Origin of the sequence: Pseudomonas koreensis, from assembly GCF_024169245.1 — a bacterium.
GTDB classification, from domain to species: Bacteria; Pseudomonadota; Gammaproteobacteria; order Pseudomonadales; family Pseudomonadaceae; genus Aquipseudomonas; species Aquipseudomonas koreensis_F.
Genome location: NZ_JALJWP010000001.1, coordinates 4,571,198 through 4,587,190, shown reverse-complemented (window position 1 = coordinate 4,587,190; position 15,993 = coordinate 4,571,198). Strand labels below are relative to the sequence as shown.

19 protein-coding genes are annotated in these 15,993 nt (G+C 57.1%); 9 read left to right on the top strand and 10 right to left on the bottom strand.

All coding sequences use genetic code 11. From position 1 onward, the window contains the following. Nucleotides 1–63: 63 nt before the first annotated feature. From alkB to J2Y90_RS20180, 3 genes are read right to left on the bottom strand one after another with little or no spacing between them, the layout of a single operon-like run. The gene (gene alkB, locus J2Y90_RS20190) at nt 64–735 is read right to left on the bottom strand and encodes a DNA oxidative demethylase AlkB (RefSeq protein ID WP_253502306.1); all 672 of its coding nucleotides are present in this window, start codon (nt 733–735) and stop codon (nt 64–66) included. 8 nt (nt 736–743) lie between these two features. Continuing rightward, nucleotides 744–908, bottom strand: a complete 165-nt coding sequence (locus tag J2Y90_RS20185; protein WP_253502301.1) for a hypothetical protein — start codon at nt 906–908, stop codon at nt 744–746. Between the two features lie 34 nt (nt 909–942). Continuing rightward, nucleotides 943–1,245 (bottom strand): DUF1883 domain-containing protein, encoded by a 303-nt coding sequence (locus J2Y90_RS20180; RefSeq protein ID WP_007912251.1) that lies wholly within the window; start codon nt 1,243–1,245, stop codon nt 943–945. A 211-nt stretch (nt 1,246–1,456) separates the two neighbouring features. Between J2Y90_RS20180 and J2Y90_RS20175 the strand changes: the two genes are divergently transcribed. Continuing rightward, on the top strand, nt 1,457–1,813 hold the full coding sequence (locus tag J2Y90_RS20175) for a hypothetical protein (RefSeq protein ID WP_253502297.1): 357 nt from the start codon (nt 1,457–1,459) through the stop codon (nt 1,811–1,813). A 72-nt stretch (nt 1,814–1,885) separates the two neighbouring features. After that, nucleotides 1,886–2,116 (top strand): hypothetical protein, encoded by a 231-nt coding sequence (locus J2Y90_RS20170; protein WP_039762740.1) that lies wholly within the window; start codon nt 1,886–1,888, stop codon nt 2,114–2,116. A gap of 3 nt (nt 2,117–2,119) precedes the next feature. On the opposite strand, the gene J2Y90_RS20165 is transcribed toward J2Y90_RS20170, so the two are convergent. Together J2Y90_RS20165 and J2Y90_RS20160 are read right to left on the bottom strand one after the other, a co-directional pair. Then, nucleotides 2,120–2,407, bottom strand: a complete 288-nt coding sequence (locus tag J2Y90_RS20165) for a hypothetical protein (RefSeq protein WP_042606852.1) — start codon at nt 2,405–2,407, stop codon at nt 2,120–2,122. Between the two features lie 140 nt (nt 2,408–2,547). Further along, entirely contained in the window at nt 2,548–2,733 is a 186-nt protein-coding gene (locus J2Y90_RS20160; protein ID WP_016774922.1) for a hypothetical protein, read from the bottom strand. 258 nt (nt 2,734–2,991) lie between these two features. Here J2Y90_RS20160 and galU point away from each other — a divergent pair, with 258 nt between their 5' ends. Continuing rightward, the gene (gene galU, locus J2Y90_RS20155) at nt 2,992–3,831 is read left to right on the top strand and encodes a UTP--glucose-1-phosphate uridylyltransferase GalU (RefSeq protein ID WP_024013124.1); all 840 of its coding nucleotides are present in this window, start codon (nt 2,992–2,994) and stop codon (nt 3,829–3,831) included. 129 nt (nt 3,832–3,960) lie between these two features. Beyond that, nucleotides 3,961–5,319 (top strand): glutathione-disulfide reductase, encoded by a 1,359-nt coding sequence (gorA, locus tag J2Y90_RS20150; RefSeq protein ID WP_253502294.1) that lies wholly within the window; start codon nt 3,961–3,963, stop codon nt 5,317–5,319. Here gorA and J2Y90_RS20145 read toward each other — a convergent pair. After that, nucleotides 5,316–6,332 carry a DNA-binding protein gene (locus J2Y90_RS20145; protein WP_253502291.1) on the bottom strand — a complete coding sequence of 339 codons (1,017 nt, stop codon included), beginning with the start codon at nt 6,330–6,332 and terminating at the stop codon, nt 5,316–5,318. The two genes, gorA and J2Y90_RS20145, sit on opposite strands and share 4 nt — an antisense overlap. A 177-nt stretch (nt 6,333–6,509) precedes the next feature. Between J2Y90_RS20145 and J2Y90_RS20140 the strand changes: the two genes are divergently transcribed. From J2Y90_RS20140 to ahpF, 3 genes are all read left to right on the top strand, one after another. After that, nucleotides 6,510–7,448, top strand: a complete 939-nt coding sequence (locus J2Y90_RS20140) for a site-specific integrase (protein WP_253502288.1) — start codon at nt 6,510–6,512, stop codon at nt 7,446–7,448. Nucleotides 7,449–7,585: 137 nt separating this feature from the next. Then, nucleotides 7,586–8,149, top strand: coding sequence for an alkyl hydroperoxide reductase subunit C (gene ahpC, locus J2Y90_RS20135; protein ID WP_016774916.1), 564 nt, complete (start codon nt 7,586–7,588; stop codon nt 8,147–8,149). A 124-nt stretch (nt 8,150–8,273) separates the two neighbouring features. After that, entirely contained in the window at nt 8,274–9,836 is a 1,563-nt protein-coding gene (gene ahpF, locus J2Y90_RS20130; RefSeq protein WP_253502285.1) for an alkyl hydroperoxide reductase subunit F, read from the top strand. 174 nt (nt 9,837–10,010) lie between these two features. Here ahpF and gloA read toward each other — a convergent pair whose 3' ends face one another. Continuing rightward, complete coding sequence (gloA, locus tag J2Y90_RS20125) at nt 10,011–10,532, bottom strand: lactoylglutathione lyase (protein WP_039762746.1); 522 nt, start codon at nt 10,530–10,532, stop codon at nt 10,011–10,013. A gap of 137 nt (nt 10,533–10,669) precedes the next feature. Between gloA and J2Y90_RS20120 the strand changes: the two genes are divergently transcribed. Further along, a complete protein-coding gene (locus J2Y90_RS20120; protein ID WP_253502282.1) occupies nt 10,670–11,188 on the top strand; it encodes a DUF4946 domain-containing protein in 519 nt (172 codons plus the stop codon). A 216-nt stretch (nt 11,189–11,404) separates the two neighbouring features. Here J2Y90_RS20120 and J2Y90_RS20115 read toward each other — a convergent pair whose 3' ends face one another. Together J2Y90_RS20115 and J2Y90_RS20110 are read right to left on the bottom strand one after the other, a co-directional pair. Then, complete coding sequence (locus tag J2Y90_RS20115; protein ID WP_253502279.1) at nt 11,405–11,770, bottom strand: histone-like nucleoid-structuring protein, MvaT/MvaU family; 366 nt, start codon at nt 11,768–11,770, stop codon at nt 11,405–11,407. Between the two features lie 227 nt (nt 11,771–11,997). After that, nucleotides 11,998–13,533, bottom strand: a complete 1,536-nt coding sequence (locus J2Y90_RS20110; RefSeq protein ID WP_253502277.1) for an EAL domain-containing protein — start codon at nt 13,531–13,533, stop codon at nt 11,998–12,000. A 351-nt stretch (nt 13,534–13,884) separates the two neighbouring features. Between J2Y90_RS20110 and hppD the strand changes: the two genes are divergently transcribed. After that, nucleotides 13,885–14,961 carry a 4-hydroxyphenylpyruvate dioxygenase gene (hppD, locus tag J2Y90_RS20105; RefSeq protein ID WP_016774910.1) on the top strand — a complete coding sequence of 359 codons (1,077 nt, stop codon included), beginning with the start codon at nt 13,885–13,887 and terminating at the stop codon, nt 14,959–14,961. A 145-nt stretch (nt 14,962–15,106) separates the two neighbouring features. Here the strand turns inward: hppD and rarD are convergent, their stop codons facing one another. Continuing rightward, entirely contained in the window at nt 15,107–15,988 is an 882-nt protein-coding gene (gene rarD / locus J2Y90_RS20100; protein ID WP_253502274.1) for an EamA family transporter RarD, read from the bottom strand. Between the last annotated feature and the right edge of the window lie 5 nt (nt 15,989–15,993).

Here is a 15,993-nt window from a genome sequence, read left to right as displayed (position 1 = left end):
CCTGTTTGATTCAGGTTAACCAGCATCGTAACTCGCAACACTCCGCGCCTTGCGGTCAAACTTTTACTGATCCCCGGCGACGCGGAAGGTGATGTTGATGCGTCGTTCGCCCAGGCGTGGGTGATAGCCGGGTTTGATCGGCAGCACGCCGTGATAGCGCAGTCGATCCACGCCGCCCCAGACCACCATGTCGCCATGCAGCAGCGGGATGCGCTGGCTCTTGTCGCTGCGCTCGAAGCCACCGAACAGAAACATCGCCGGCAGACCCAGCGACAACGAAACGATTGGCGCGGCATAACCTTTTTCGTCTTTGTCCTGATGCAGCGACATCTTGGCGCCGGGGACGTATTGGTTGATCAGGCAGGAGTCGGCTTGAAAATCCGTAAACCCGGCGCGTTCCGCCGCCTCGTGCGCCAGATCGGCAAACACCGCTGGCATCGATGGCCACGGCAAACCGCTGAGTGGATCGACGCTGGAATAGCGGTAACCGCTGCGATCGGTGATCCAGCCCAACTGGCCGCAACTGCTGGTGCCGACCGACATGCTGAATCCGCCCGGCGTGACCATGTGGCGTAGAGGGGCGACAGCAAGAATGGCCTCGAGCGCCGTCAGCAGTTGCTCGACCCGCGGCAAGGCGAATCCGCGCAGCACCCACGATTGTTCGCCGATCTGCTCGGTGCGGGGTTGCTGCACGGGTTCGTTGTCGGCGAACAGGTCAAACGTGGTCGGTTGCATGGTGTTGGTTACAGCGCTTTGCTGACCTTGATGTCACTGAGCTCTTCGTCAGCGTGCATTTTTTTCAGCGCCGCTTTTGCTTCCTCGTCAGTGCCGTTTTCCAGCTCGGCGAACTCGAAACGCTGCTCGCCGTCCAGTTTGTACTTAATCACGTATTTGGTTGTTTGCGCCACGGTGGTGGTTTCCTTTCAGAATAGGCTGCGCGTCTCAGCTCAGTTTGGTGCTGGAGCGACGGATGATCTTGATCGAATGGGTCAGGGTCGGCTTGCGCGTCACGCTGATTGCGCGGCGGTTGACGGTGTCGATGGTGATGTTCCAGAAGCCGGTGCTCGGTGCGGTGATACGCGCCGGGAAGGTGTCGAACGCGCCGCCGTGATAGGTATGACGGCCGCCGTTTTTAAAGCTGCGGAAGTTGGCGTCGTTCATCAAACGGATGTTGCACATCTGCGAGCATTGAATGACGACGATGTCGTCTTCGTTGAGGTGCTCGCGCTGGTGAATGAATTTCATGGGCGCCTCCAGAAGGGCTTTTTCTACTAAATCAAAACGATAGCTTGTCGATGGGCGCAGTTTATCAGCCCGCACGGGTTATTATCTGGCCGTCGGGCGTTGCTTTGACAAATTTTGAACAGAACTTCGCCATGGCAGGCGGGTTAAATGCACAAGGCCCCGGAGAAAAGCGGCGTTTGTGCTGTCGGACGGTCTTTAACGGAGGATTCATATGAAGTGGGGTGTGGTGTGTGTGCCGTTGATTCTGGCGATGGCCGGTTGTGCAAATGTTTCCGAAATCAATGAAACGCTGCCAACCATGAGCGTGATCTCCGGCAAAAAGCCCCAGGAGTACGCGCAGTGCCTGACCGACAAGCTCGCTGATAGCCGTGGTGCGTTGCAGGTCCAGGCGCAGAAAGACGGGGTTCGGGTGATCGTCCCGGGCAAACTTTCTTCAGGCCCGGCGGCGGTATTTGATATCGAAGATCGCGCTGGCGGCAGCAGCATCAAACTGCATGAGCGCATGTCCAATGTGCCGGTCCGCCCTCATGATGTGCAGAAAGCCGCGAACGCCTGTATTTCCGGCTGATAGACTACCGAACATCAGCACCCGATGCCGTCACAGTCCTGCTGTGACGGCATCGTCATATTTGGAGTTGCGATGAAGCGAGAGCACGTGCGCGAGCGCCACGCAGAGGGCCTTATCTCTGCTACCCATGTCATCCAGAATCCGGCGAATCCTGGTGAATGGATCGTGTTTTTCAAGAAGAGTGCAGGGCGCAGTTACTTTTTGGTGGACGACAATGATGAAGTCGAGTCCTTCAGTCGGCTCGACGATCTGATCGAGGTCGTCCGTGGCCTCGGGATCAAATTCGCCGAAATCCACATGTAGCGGCTATTTGCACACGACCACGACGTTGCGGGTCTTGTAATTGCCGACGTCGACGCCGAGGGTTTTATCATCTTCCTTTGGCGCCGGTGTGCCGTCTGTGCCGACGATGCGATAGCCGGTGCCTGCGCAAGAAGCGTCGGCCTTCTCGTAGCACATGGCCCAGGAGTTGGCTTCGCCGGAACAATCGATGCTCAGGCCCTGTTCGCCATTGTTCAGATAGGTCGGCTGCGAGGTGGCACAGCCGCTCAGTACCAATGCCGCGAAGAGCGGCTGCAGTTTGTTCAGGTTCATGGTTGCGTGGTCTTCAAGTGGGGGACTGGAGGCTCTGACAGCGCCGCGATGAAAAGGTTATAGCGATTGGCCACTTGTTTGCCAACAAGCCACAAAAAAGCCCTGCGTGCTGGCAGGGCCTGGGACGTGCGGCAACGGGATCAGTCCTGATCTTTGCCACGACGCTTGGATGATGCAGGCGTATCGGTGAACACCGAGGCCACGTCCGTCGCCATCTGCTCACTGTCGAAAGGGCCGGCGATGTGTTCGCCGTTGGTGGTGGTCAGCGTCCACTTGCCGTCTTTCTTGTCGATCACATACCCGTTGATGATTTTTACCGCGGCCATCTAGTCTGTCTCATTCGCTGGTTCAAAGGCGCCATGATAGCGGCAAATGCTCGCATTGGGGGCTGATAAGCGTATGGTGACGACGATGCTCACGATCCTGGGCTACGCTGAATTCGCCGCTGAAAAAACCGCAAGGAACTATCCGCGCGAATATTTCTCTATGTTGGCATCGGTTAGCCAGCGCGGGGCATTGTAAGGCGCACGCCGCCTGATTAGACTGCCTCGAAACTCGTACACACAGCCTTTTCAAGGACTTATATGATCAAGAAATGCTTGTTTCCAGCAGCCGGTTACGGCACTCGCTTCCTCCCAGCGACCAAAGCCATGCCTAAAGAAATGCTGCCGGTGGTAAACAAGCCACTGATCCAGTACGGCGTTGAAGAAGCACTGGACGCGGGCCTGACTGAAATCTCCATCGTTACCGGTCGTGGCAAGCGTGCTCTGGAAGACCACTTCGACATCAGCTACGAGCTGGAGAACCAGATCAAGGGCACCGACAAGGAAAAATACCTGGTCGGGATCCGCAAACTGTTGGACGAGTGCTCGTTCTCCTACACCCGTCAGACCGAAATGAAAGGTCTGGGCCACGCGATCCTCACTGGCCGCCCGCTGATCGGTGACGAACCGTTCGCCGTGGTCCTGGCGGACGACCTGTGCGTCAACATCGATGGCGACGGCGTCCTGACCCAGATGGTCAAGCTGTACAAGCAGTTCCGCTGCTCGATCGTCGCCATCCAGGAAGTCGATCCGCAGGAAACCAACAAGTACGGTGTGATTGCTGGCGAAATGATCCGCGACGACATCTACCGCGTGCACAGCATGGTCGAGAAGCCAAAGCCGGAAGACGCGCCGTCGAACCTGGCGATCATCGGTCGTTACATCCTGACCCCGGATATCTTCGACCTGATCGAACAGACCGAGCCAGGCAAGGGCGGTGAAATCCAGATCACCGACGCCCTGATGAAGCAGGCCCAGAACGGCTGCGTCATGGCCTATAAATTCAAGGGCAAGCGTTTCGACTGCGGTGGTGCTGAAGGCTACATCGACGCGACCAACTTCTGCTTCGAAAACTTCTACAAGACTGGCAAGGCTTACTAATAGCATTTGCCCCGTCTGCAAGATAAAGCCACCTTCGGGTGGCTTTTTCATTTTCCGCCCTTATATGGACAGCAGTGCTTGCCCAATGGATGTCTGCGGGTATGCTGATGGCCTGCCGAGGAGATAGAAATGGCCTACGATTTTGACCTTTATGTGATTGGTGCCGGTTCCGGCGGTGTGCGGGCTGCGCGGTTTGCTGCCGGCTTTGGGGCGAGAGTGGCGGTGGCCGAGAGCCGTTATCTGGGTGGCACGTGCGTCAACGTCGGTTGCGTGCCGAAAAAGCTGTTGGTCTACGGCGCGCACTTTGCGGAGGACTTTGAACAGGCGTCCGGTTTCGGCTGGAGTCTGGGCGAAGCCAACTTCGACTGGGCCACGCTGATCGCCAACAAGGATCGCGAGATCAATCGTCTCAACGGTATTTATCGCAATCTGCTGGTCAACAGCGGCGTGACGCTACACGAGGCGCACGCGAAAATTGTCGGGCCGCACGAGGTTGAGGTGGATGGCAAGCGCTTCACGGCGAAAAACATCCTGATCGCCACTGGCGGCTGGCCGCAGATCCCTCAGATCCCGGGCCATGAACACGCGATCGGTTCGAACGAAGCGTTTTTCCTGAAGGAATTGCCCAAGCGTGTGCTGGTGGTCGGCGGCGGTTATATCGCCGTCGAGTTCGCCGGGATTTTCCATGGTCTTGGCGCCAATACCACGCTGCTGTATCGCGGCGATCTGTTCCTGCGCGGTTTCGACGGCTCGGTGCGCAAGCATCTGCAGGAAGAGCTGACCAAGCGCGGCCTGGATCTGCAATTCAATGCCGACATCGCACGCATCGACAAGCAGGCCGATGGCAGCGTGAAGGCCACACTCAAGGATGGTCGCATACTCGAAGCCGATTGCGTGTTCTACGCCACGGGCCGACGTCCGATGCTGGACAATCTGGGTCTGGAAAACACCGATGTGCAGCTCGACGACAAGGGCTTCATCAAGGTCGACGACGAGTATCAAACCACCGAGCCGTCGATTCTGGCGCTGGGCGATGTCATCGGTCGTGTGCAATTGACCCCGGTCGCACTCGCTGAAGGCATGGCCGTGGCTCGACGCTTGTTCAAGCCAGAGCAATATCGCCCGGTGGATTACAAGATGATCCCGACCGCCGTGTTCAGTCTGCCGAATATCGGCACGGTTGGTTTAAGCGAAGAAGAAGCGCGCGAATGCGGCCATGAGGTGGTGATTTTCGAGAGTCGCTTCCGCCCGATGAAGCTGACCCTGACAGGCTGTCAGGAGAAAACCCTGATGAAACTGGTGGTCGACGCCAGGACTGACAAGGTGCTTGGCTGCCATATGGTCGGCCCGGACGCTGGCGAGATCGTGCAGGGCCTGGCGATTGCCTTGAAGGCTGGCGCCACCAAGCGCGACTTCGACGACACGATCGGGGTGCACCCGACGGCCGCCGAAGAGTTCGTCACCATGCGCACGCCAGTCAGCGCTTAAGCATCCTTCGCTTTGGCCGAGTCTGGCGCTGCCGCAACGGCAGCCGCCAGACGCTGGCTGTCTTCCAGGCTTGCCTGAGCCTTGAGCAATTCCTTTTCCAGGGACTGATTTAGCTGCGTCTGCTCGTCGACGCTCTGCTTGAGCGCCTGGCTTTCCAGTGTCGCCACGCGCAGACGTTCCTGGAGCAGGGTGCGCTCGCTGTCCATTCGTGTGGCCTGTTCGAGCAATTGATCCTGACGCTGATTACTCTGCTTGAGCTGGTCCTGCAGCAGGTTCAGCTCGCGCTGGGTGCCACGGTTCTCGGTGAGCAGGCGTTCGTTGTCGCGGTGCAGCTGAGTAATCTCATCCTGACGCACCAGCGCGCTCTGCTGAGCCTGGCGCAGTTCTGCCTGGATCTGCTGGATTTGCCCTTCATGGCGGGCCTGTTCCTGCTCGCGCTGTTCCTTGGTGGCATTGCGGTAATGCTCCAGCGCATCGCGGGCGTGCAGGTGCTTTTCTTCCAGCGAGCGGATCTGTTCGTCCTTGTCCTGCAAGCGCAATTCAAAGTCGGCCAATGCCTGATTCAGACCAGCGTTGCGCGTCTGTTCGGTTTGCAGCATCGAGCGGGTGTTGCTTAGCGCTTCGGATTCGCGTTGCAGCGCGGCACCCTGAATATCGTGGTCGTGTTCGAGCTTTTCCAGCGCCTGGCGAGCCTGTTTCAGCTCGGCTTCCAGTGCTTCGCGCTGCTCTTCGAACTGCTCGCGGGCTTGCTCGATGGGTTCCTGCGCCTGTTCTTTCAGGCGCTGAGCAAGGCGCGAGACGAGGGCGGTCAGCTCATCATCGATCGGTTCCGCCGACGCTTCGGTCGGCTGCGCGCCGTCATCCAATTCTTTCAGATAGCGATGGATCGTGGTTTTCGAGCCGGTGTTGCCCATTTCGATGCGTACTGCATCGATGCTCGGGTGTTCGCCGCGAGCCAGAATCGCAGTGCGCGCGATTTGCACCAGCGCTTTGGTAATGCCGCCACGGGCCATGTGAACTCCTACGGTTACGTACTGTGGTACATGCCACTAAAGTACGCAGTGTACCATGCTGAACTTTTAGGTAAATCCTTAAAATAAAACAGACGGGATATACTGGTATTACCCAGTGTCAGGCGGCAAAATGCGCATCTGCATGCCTGATCCAGTACGCCAGCGAGAAAACTGCCCATGAGTGACATTGATCGCTATCTGCAAGCCGCCACCCGTGACAACACCCGCCGCAGCTATCGCATGGCCATCGAGCATTTCGAGGTGTCTTGGGGCGGTTTCCTGCCGGCCACCGCCGACAGCGTTGCGCGTTATCTGGTGGAGCACGCCGGGGTGTTGTCGATTAATACGCTGAAACTGCGTCTGTCGGCGCTGGCGCAGTGGCACAGCAGTCAGGGTTTTGCCGACCCGACCAAGGCGCCAGTGGTGCGCAAGGTGTTCAAGGGGATTCGCGCCTTGCATCCGGCGCAGGAAAAACAGGCCGAGCCGTTGCAACTGCAGGATCTGCAGCGAGTGATCGATTGGCTGGAGCACGAGGCGCAGACCGCCCGGCAGGAACAGGACCGCCCGACGTTGCTCAAGGCCTATCGTGATCGCGCGCTGATTCTGTTGGGATTCTGGCGGGGCTTTCGCAGCGATGAGTTGTGCCGCTTGCAGATCGAGCATGTGCAGGCGAGTGCTGGCAAGGGAATCACTTTGTATCTGCCGCGCAGCAAGGGTGATCGGGAAAATCTCGGGCAGACCTATCAGGCGCCAGCGCTGTTGAAACTGTGCCCGGTGCAGGCTTACATCGACTGGATTACGGAAGCCGCGCTGGTACGCGGCGCGGTTTTCCGCAGCATTGATCGCTGGGGCAATCTGAGCGAAGAGGGCTTGCACGCCAACAGCATCATTCCTCTGCTGCGCCAGGCCTTGCAGCGCGCCGGGATTGCCGCCGCCGGTTATACCAGTCACTCGTTGCGGCGCGGCTTTGCAACCTGGGCGCATCAAAGCGGTTGGGATCTGAAATCGCTGATGAGTTACGTCGGCTGGAAGGACATGAAATCCGCCATGCGCTATGTTGAGGTCAGCCCATTCCAGGGAATGGCTCGGATTATGGATAAGCCGGATCAACCGTAGAGATCGTTTTCTTCTATTAATACAGTCAGCTAATAGCGAAAACAAATCAGCAGTATCAGGTTTGCCAATGAGCCTTCCGTCGAGTGAGTGGGTAGGATTCACCCATCAACTTCATAACCCCTGACGGAGAGTCATCGATGCCTATCATCAACAGCCAAGTAAAACCGTTCAAAGCTACCGCGTTCAAAAACGGCGACTTCGTTCAAGTCTCGGATGCTGACTTGAAAGGCAAGTGGTCCGTAGTGTTCTTCTACCCAGCCGACTTCACCTTCGTTTGCCCAACCGAGCTGGAAGACCTGGCCGACAACTACGCTGAATTCAAGAAGCTGGGCGTGGAAATCTACAGCGTTTCGACCGACACCCACTTTGCTCACGCTGCCTGGCACAACACTTCGCCAGCCATCGGCAAAATCGAATACACCATGATCGGCGACCCGACCCACGTTATCTCCCGCAACTTCGACGTGCTGATCGAAGAAGCTGGTCTGGCTGACCGTGGCACCTTCGTGATCAACCCTGAAGGCCAGATCAAAATCGTTGAACTGAACGATGGCGGCGTTGGCCGTGACGCTTCCGAGCTGCTGCGCAAGATCAAGGCTGCTCAGTACGTCGCTGCACACCCAGGCGAAGTTTGCCCGGCCAAGTGGAAAGAAGGCGAGGCCACTCTGGCTCCGTCCCTGGACCTGGTCGGCAAGATCTGAGTCTGTGACATGCAACGCAGGGCGGCACGCCGCACCTTCATAAGTTAGCTGCACCGCCCAATAAAAATGCCCGGGCGAGATTCGCTCGGGCTTTTTTTCGCCTCAAATAAAGGAAATCGCCCGTATGTTGGACGCCAATCTTAAAGCCCAGTTGAAATCGTACCTGGAACGGGTCACCCAACCGATCGAGATCGTTGCATCCCTCGACGACGGTGCGAAATCCCGTGAAATGCTCGACCTGCTCAAAGACGTTGCCAGTCTTTCGAGCCAGATTACCCTGATCGACAGCGGTGACGATGCCCGCAAACCATCGTTTTCGATCAATCGCCCCGGAGCCGACATCAGCCTGCATTTTGCCGGCATCCCGATGGGCCACGAATTCACCTCTCTGGTGCTGGCCCTGCTGCAAGTCGGCGGCCACCCATCGAAGGCGAGCGTTGAAGTGATCGAGCAGATTCGCTCGCTCAAAGGCGAGTTCAGCTTCGAGACTTACTTCTCGCTGTCCTGCCAGAACTGCCCGGACGTCGTCCAGGCGTTGAACCTGATGGCCGTGCTCAACCCGAACATCCGCCACGTCGCCATCGACGGCGCGTTGTTCCAGGACGAAGTCAACGATCGCAAGATCATGGCCGTGCCGAGCATCTACCTGAACGGCGAAAACTTCGGCCAGGGCCGCATGGGCCTGGAAGAAATCCTCGCCAAACTCGACACCGGTGCCATCGTGCGTCAGGCCGAGAAGATCAGCGCCAAAGAAGCTTTTGACGTGCTGGTCGTCGGCGGTGGCCCGGCCGGTGCGTCGGCAGCGATTTATGCTGCACGTAAAGGTATTCGCACCGGTGTCGTCGCTGAGCGCTTCGGCGGTCAGGTGCTGGACACCATGGCCATCGAGAACTTCATTTCCGTACAGGAAACCGAAGGTCCGAAACTGGCCACGGCGCTGGAAGAACACGTCAAGCAATACGACGTCGACATCATGAACCTGCAACGCGCCGACAAGCTGATCCCGGGCAAGAATGGCGAGCTGCACGAAGTCCGCTTCGCCAGCGGTGCAACCCTGAAAGCCAAGAGTGTGATTCTCGCGACCGGCGCACGCTGGCGCGAAATGAACGTCCCGGGTGAGCAGGAATACCGCAACAAAGGCGTGGCGTACTGCCCGCACTGCGACGGCCCGCTATTCAAGGGCAAGCGTGTGGCGGTGATCGGCGGCGGTAACTCCGGCGTTGAAGCAGCCATCGATCTGGCCGGTATCGTCTCGCACGTCACGCTGCTGGAGTTTGATGTACAGCTGCGTGCTGACGCCGTGCTGCAACGCAAACTGCACAGCCTGCCGAACGTCACCGTGATCACCAGTGCGCAAACCACTGAAGTCACCGGTAACGGCGAGAAGGTCAACGGCCTGCGCTACAAGGATCGCACCACTGATGAACTGCGCACGGTCGAGCTGGAAGGCATCTTCGTGCAGATCGGGTTGCTGCCGAACACCGATTGGCTGAAGGGCACCATCGAGCTGTCGCCGCGTGGCGAGATCATTGTCGATAACCGGGGCGAGACTTCGATCCCGGGGATCTTTGCAGCGGGTGATGTGACGACTGTGCCGTACAAGCAGATCGTGATTGCGGTAGGCGAGGGCGCCAAGGCTTCGCTGAGTGCGTTCGATCACTTGATCCGGACTTCGGCACCGGCGTAATTGCCAGGCCGGAAACGAAAAAACCCATGAGCGATCATGGGTTTTTTTAGGCCTGACACAAATCCATCTGTAGGAGTGAGCCTGCTCGCGATGGCAATAGCGCATTCAATATCTCATTGACTGACAAACCGCTATCGCGAGCAGGCTCACTCCTACAGGTTTTTGTGGTGTCTGTTAAAGCGGCGCAGGCTGAATGATTTCGACCCAGTAGCCATCCGGATCCTTGATGAAGGCCAGGCTCTTCATGCGGCCATCGGTCAAGCGCTTCTGGAAATCGCAACCCAGCTCTTCAAAACGTGCACATGCCGCGACGATATCCGGCACTGAAATGCAGATGTGGCCGAAACCGCGCGGATCGGTGTTGCCGTTGTGATAGGCGAAGTCGGCATCGTTTTCGGTGCCATGGTTGTGGGTCAGTTCGAGAATGCCCGGGATCGATTTCATCCACTCGGTGCGCGCAGCCGCGTCGGCCGGGATCTGCGCTTTATCGACCAGCGCGAGAAAGTACAGGCTGAACTCGGCTTCCGGGAAATCACGCTTCTCCACCAGCGAAAAACCCAGCACGCGGGTGTAGAAGTCCAGCGACTTGGTGATGTCCTTGACGCGCAGCATGGTGTGGTTGAACACGAAGTTGCGGGTTGCGCTGTCTGGCGTGGCAGTCACGCCGGGAAAAGTGTTCAGTTCGTTGAGGCTCATGGGCCCTCCAATAACAATGGGCAAGTGTATGGGCGCAATGATACGCATGCCGGCCGGCATCGCCAAATGCAAGGCGGGCTTGCCCTGCTCGAGGGCGGGGCTCAGACTTTGCCTTCTATCTACGAGTGCGTCCGGCAATGATCCGACTGTTGAAATCCGTGTTTGTTTTTTTGGCTTTGTCGTTGGGCATGGTTTTTCCTGCAATTGCCGAACCGAGCATCACCTGGCCGGCTGGCTGGAAGGTTGAAGCATTGCCCGGCAGCGCGCCGCCAGTCTCGCGGCAAAGGGCGGTAAAGCTCGACGCCGATGGCAATCAGGTGATGGTGATGGAGTTGACCATGACTCAAGTGGAAGCGGGGCATCAGGTCAATCTGCAAGGCGTGCTGCTGGAGATGCGCAAATCCATTCAGAAGGATTTTTTCCGCAGTGGCTATCAGAGCGTCTGCAACCGGATTCACCCGGCAGCACTCGGTTCGTTGAGCGGCTTGGAAACGACCTGCACGGTGACTGAAAACGGCCGACACGTATTATCACAAACATTGGTAGCCGCCGTGGAAACAGACAAGGCATATGTACTTTCATATGCCGGTCAGGCCGAGGTTTATAAGGCGAGTGCAGACGACATAGAGGCGGCACGCAACAGCCTGAAATTATAAACGTCCGTACTAACTAGCAGTGCTGTGAATGCCGAAAAGGATTAAGCACAAAGTTTGATCCCGCTTCTCGTAGCAACATTGCGCAGCAAAATGTTTAGCTTGCTGATTCAGTAACGTTACACAAATTTCCAACTTGTTCGATGAAAATCATCTCATTTGTTAGATATTGTCAATAAAAAAGCCCTGCATCGAGCAGGGCTTTTTGTTGGCGTCAGATCAACCGCGCAACCAGGAATCAACGGTGGCTGCACCGTACTGTTCTTTCCAGGCCTTGAGGCCGCGATGATTGCCGCCCTTGGTTTCGATCAGCTCGCCAGTGTGCGGATTCTGGTAAACCTTGACCACGCGAGCGCGGCGGGTCTTCGGCGCTGTGGACAGCTGCAGGCCCGATTTTGCCGGGTTCGGATCGAGGATGGCGATGATGTCTTTCAGGCCTTTGCCATAGGTTTTCATCAGTCCCTGGAGCTTTTCTTCGAATTCGATTTCTTTCTTGAGCCCGGCATCGTTCTTCAGCGATTCCAGCTGTTTGAGCTGTTCCTGAAGGGCCTTTTCAGCTGCGCGAAATTCAGCGAGTCTGGACAATATCTTTACTCCAATAGTGTGTTTGGCTGATACCAACCGCAAACAAAGCTATAAGCCAAGAGCCTGGAAGCGACTCGGTGATAATTGGCTCACCCGCCAGTCTGGCTCAGGTTGAAAAAATTGTAGTAGTTAATGCGACAAGAGTAAATCCTGATGTTGTCGTCATGTAACAACAATGACTTTTTGTATCAATTTGGTGCGGCTGTTCGGCGGACCATGTCGGCGACTTAATGATGAGTTAATGCGTCGAGGAAATCAGTGCCAGGCATTGGTCTACCGTACAAATAGCCCTGCAAAAAATTAACGTTATGCTCGGTCAGGTAATCAGCCTGGGCCTGAGTTTCGACACCTTCGGCAACAATGCCCAAGTCCAGTTTGGCCGACAGCTCGATAATGGTGTCGAGAATATGCCTTGATAACGCGTCTACACCGATCATGGCCACGAAGCTCTGATCGATCTTCAGAAAGTCGACATTGAAGGTGCGCAGATAGCCAAGACTTGAATGTCCGGTACCAAAGTCGTCGATTGCGATTTTTACGCCCAGTGCATGCAGCTGCTCGAAGAGCTGCAGGGTGATGTCATTCGGCTCGACCAGCTGGCGCTCCGTCAGTTCCAGCACCAGTTCGACGCTGCCAGGCGCAAACGCCGCCAGGAGGTCACGACAATCCTCGACCAGCTCCAGATCCTGGCAGTGGCTGGCGGTGATATTGAGGCTGATATGAAAAGGTTTGGCGAAGGCTGCGGAGTGCGGCCCCAGCAGGACCGCAGTCTGTTGCATCAGGGCGCGGGTCATCGGCACGATCAAGCCCGAGTGCTCGGCAAACGGAATAAACAGATCCGGGCGTACCAAGCCCTCTTTCGGATGATTCCAGCGCATCAGCACTTCGGCACCTGACCATTGCTTGCTGTCACCATGAACCACGGGCTGGAAGTAAGGAATGAACTCCCCGGCTTCCAGCGCGCGGAGCATTTCGTGGCTCGGCGAGGTCGATCGCTGTTGGACGAAGTGGCCAATGGCTCCGGAGACTGCACCGAAGAAAATCAACAGACTGAACAGCGGTGGATACTCAGCCGCCATGTAACGCCAGATTTCGCCCTCGGCGAAACCTGCCGACACTTTGAAACCGTAACGCTCGGATTCCAGCATGCTCTGCGCTACCGGCAGGGCGGGCAGGGATCCCTGATGCACTTTGCCGTCTGCGGACAGCCAATTCTCGCCCACTTGCAACATCAGTAGCGTCTGGCGGCCGATCAGACGCAGGATATTGCTCAGGTGATAACCATCAAGGGTGGTCAGCGCGCCGCCGCGACCGTCGCTGAGGCGATAAATCAACAATGCCGTATTGGGCGTGACCGGGTTGCCGTTCATCAGCCACAGTTTGCCTTCATGGTAGTCGCCGGCATTGACGGCTTCGTTGAACTGGCCGAATAGCGAACTACAGTAGAGATTGTTATCCCAGACCAGATTGGTCGAGCGTACGAAAGGCCGGCGGGTCACCTGCTCACGCAGGGCCAGTTTCACCTCTTCGCAATTTTTCCCGGCAAGCGGCAACAGAATCCGGGCGGCTTCTGCCGTGTTATCGAGCATCAAGTCGAACTGTCGCAACGCTTGCTCGGCAGTTTCTCCGGCGCTTTGCTGCAAAGTGCGTTCTGCCTGCATGTAGAGAATCACACTGCCAAGCACGATTGGCAGCAGGCCGCTTAGCAAAGTCAGAACGTTGCGGGTGCTGCGTTTGCGGCGGGGTCTGCGGGTCAGCGGCATAAGCACATCCTGTGGCTTCGAAGTCGGGCCCGGTAAACAATCGAGCCAGAGGGGAGAATAGATGGCAGATGGCTCTTGTACAGTAGGCAAAAAAGCGGATTCTAAAGGGAGGGCAGACAAGCCAGGTTACGCTGTGTAGAATCGGGTTACGCATACAATAATAATCGTCTTCTGGCAGCAGAAGCCTCGCCCGCAAGAGCCTTGGGTCGACAATGAAGATATTCGGGTTCCAACTGATCTACGGAGACTTCCTCGCTCGCAGCGTGCGCGGCATCTCCTGTGCGCCTCCCACTCCATCACTTTCCTGACAAATAACCCTGGTTAATTGATAAGAAATGATGAGGCGTCACCATGGCAGATTTATACGAAAACCCAATGGGCCTGATGGGCTTTGAGTTCATCGAGTTCGCAGCGCCGACTCCCGGCACGCTGGAGCCGATCTTCGAGATCATGGGCTTCACCAAAGTCGCGACCCACCGCTCCAAGAACGTGCACCTGTACCGTCAGGGCGCGATCAACCTGATCCTCAACAACGAACCCAACAGCGTCGCCTCGTACTTCGCCGCCGAACACGGCCCGTCCGTTTGCGGCATGGCGTTCCGCGTCAAGGATTCGCAGAAAGCCTACAGCCGTGCACTGGAACTCGGCGCTCAGCCGATCCACATCGAAACCGGTCCGATGGAGCTCAATCTGCCAGCGATCAAAGGCATCGGCGGCGCGCCGCTGTACCTGATCGACCGTTTCGGCGAAGGCAGCTCGATCTACGACATCGACTTCGTGTTCATCGAAGGCGTTGATCGCAACCCGGTCGGTGCCGGCCTGAAGATCATCGACCACCTGACTCACAACGTTTATCGCGGTCGCATGGCCTACTGGGCGAACTTCTACGAGAAGCTGTTCAACTTCCGTGAAATCCGTTACTTCGACATCAAAGGCGAGTACACCGGTCTGACTTCGAAAGCCATGACCGCACCGGATGGCATGATCCGCATCCCGTTGAACGAAGAGTCGTCCAAAGGCGCGGGCCAGATCGAAGAGTTCCTGATGCAGTTCAACGGCGAGGGCATCCAGCACGTTGCATTCCTCACCGACGACCTGATCAAGACCTGGGATCAGTTGAAGAAAATCGGCATGCGCTTCATGACCGCGCCGCCGGACACTTACTACGAAATGCTTGAAGGTCGCCTGCCGAACCACGGCGAGCCGGTCGATCAGCTGCAATCGCGCGGCATCCTGCTTGATGGCGCGTCGGAGCAGGGCGATAAGCGCCTGCTGCTGCAAATCTTCTCGGAAACCCTGATGGGCCCAGTGTTTTTCGAATTCATCCAGCGCAAGGGCGACGATGGTTTCGGCGAAGGCAACTTCAAGGCGTTGTTCGAATCGATCGAGCGTGACCAGGTGCGTCGTGGTGTGCTGACCACCGAGTAATTTGCACCTGAAATGAAAAATCCCAGCCTGCAGAGATGCAGGGCCGGGATTTTTTTCAGAATCAAAAGATCGCAGCCTTCGGCAGCTCCTACAGGAAAAACGCATTCCAAATGTAGGAGCTGCCGAAGGCTGCGATCTTTTGCTTTCAGGAGCGGCGTTGGCGCGTCAAATGCTTGAAGCCCTCGAAAACCAGCACCACCACCGCCAGCCAGATCGGTATATAGGTCAGCCATTCTCCGGACTTGATGCTTTCCCCGAGCAACAATGCCACTGCAAGCAACAACACCGGTTCCACATAACTCAACAACCCAAACAGACTGAACGGCAGCAAGCGGCTGGCGATGATGTACACCACCAGCGCCGAAGCACTGATCAGGCCGAGCAGCGGAATCAGCCACATCAACGCCGGGTATTGATCGAACACTGCCAGCCCTTGTTCACCGCCCTGCACAAACCAGTAGGCGACCGGCAGCATCAGGGTCATGTCGACCCACAGCCCACCGAGGTTGTCGGTTTTCAGGTATTTGCGCAGCACGAAATACAGCGGATAGCCGACCACGACCACCAGCGTCGCCCAGGAAAATCCGCCAACCTGATACAACTCGTTCAACACGCCAAGGCTGGCGAAAAACACGGCGATTTTCTGCAGGTAAGACAGGCTCTCGCCATAGGCAATCCGCCCGGTCAGCACCATCGCCAGGGGCAACAGGAAATAGCCCAGCGATACATCCAGGCTGTAGCCATTGAGCGGTGCCCACATGAACAGCCACAGCTGCACGCCGAGCAGGGCGGAGGAAATCAGCAGCCCGGCGATCAGCTTCGGTCTGGCCGCCATCAACCGGATCAGCTCCAGTACCCGCCGCCATTCCCCGGACACCAGCATGAACAAGGTCATGCACGGAACGGTCAGGAGCATCCGCCAGCCGAAGATTTCCACACCGCTCAGAGGCGTCAGCAGCGACGTGTAGTAATACATGACGGCAAACAGCACCGAGGCTGAAACCGATAAAGCGATACCTTTAGACAAACTGT

Excerpts from the sequence above, each read along its gene's own strand:
- gorA (WP_253502294.1), top strand. The coding sequence starts at position 3,961 with ATGGCCTACGATTTTGACCTTTATGTGATTGGTGCCGGTTCCGGCGGT.
- J2Y90_RS20175 (WP_253502297.1), top strand. The coding sequence starts at position 1,457 with ATGAAGTGGGGTGTGGTGTGTGTGCCGTTGATTCTGGCGATGGCCGGT.
- J2Y90_RS20160 (WP_016774922.1), bottom strand. The coding sequence starts at position 2,733 with ATGGCCGCGGTAAAAATCATCAACGGGTATGTGATCGACAAGAAAGAC.
- J2Y90_RS20165 (WP_042606852.1), bottom strand. The coding sequence starts at position 2,407 with ATGAACCTGAACAAACTGCAGCCGCTCTTCGCGGCATTGGTACTGAGC.
- ahpF (WP_253502285.1), top strand. The coding sequence starts at position 8,274 with ATGTTGGACGCCAATCTTAAAGCCCAGTTGAAATCGTACCTGGAACGG.
- J2Y90_RS20180 (WP_007912251.1), bottom strand. The coding sequence starts at position 1,245 with ATGAAATTCATTCACCAGCGCGAGCACCTCAACGAAGACGACATCGTC.
- galU (WP_024013124.1), top strand. The coding sequence starts at position 2,992 with ATGATCAAGAAATGCTTGTTTCCAGCAGCCGGTTACGGCACTCGCTTC.
- J2Y90_RS20170 (WP_039762740.1), top strand. The coding sequence starts at position 1,886 with ATGAAGCGAGAGCACGTGCGCGAGCGCCACGCAGAGGGCCTTATCTCT.
- J2Y90_RS20120 (WP_253502282.1), top strand. The coding sequence starts at position 10,670 with ATGATCCGACTGTTGAAATCCGTGTTTGTTTTTTTGGCTTTGTCGTTG.
- J2Y90_RS20145 (WP_253502291.1), bottom strand. The coding sequence starts at position 6,332 with ATGGCCCGTGGCGGCATTACCAAAGCGCTGGTGCAAATCGCGCGCACT.
- J2Y90_RS20110 (WP_253502277.1), bottom strand. The coding sequence starts at position 13,533 with ATGCCGCTGACCCGCAGACCCCGCCGCAAACGCAGCACCCGCAACGTT.
- J2Y90_RS20140 (WP_253502288.1), top strand. The coding sequence starts at position 6,510 with ATGAGTGACATTGATCGCTATCTGCAAGCCGCCACCCGTGACAACACC.
- gloA (WP_039762746.1), bottom strand. The coding sequence starts at position 10,532 with ATGAGCCTCAACGAACTGAACACTTTTCCCGGCGTGACTGCCACGCCA.
- ahpC (WP_016774916.1), top strand. The coding sequence starts at position 7,586 with ATGCCTATCATCAACAGCCAAGTAAAACCGTTCAAAGCTACCGCGTTC.
- hppD (WP_016774910.1), top strand. The coding sequence starts at position 13,885 with ATGGCAGATTTATACGAAAACCCAATGGGCCTGATGGGCTTTGAGTTC.
- alkB (WP_253502306.1), bottom strand. The coding sequence starts at position 735 with ATGCAACCGACCACGTTTGACCTGTTCGCCGACAACGAACCCGTGCAG.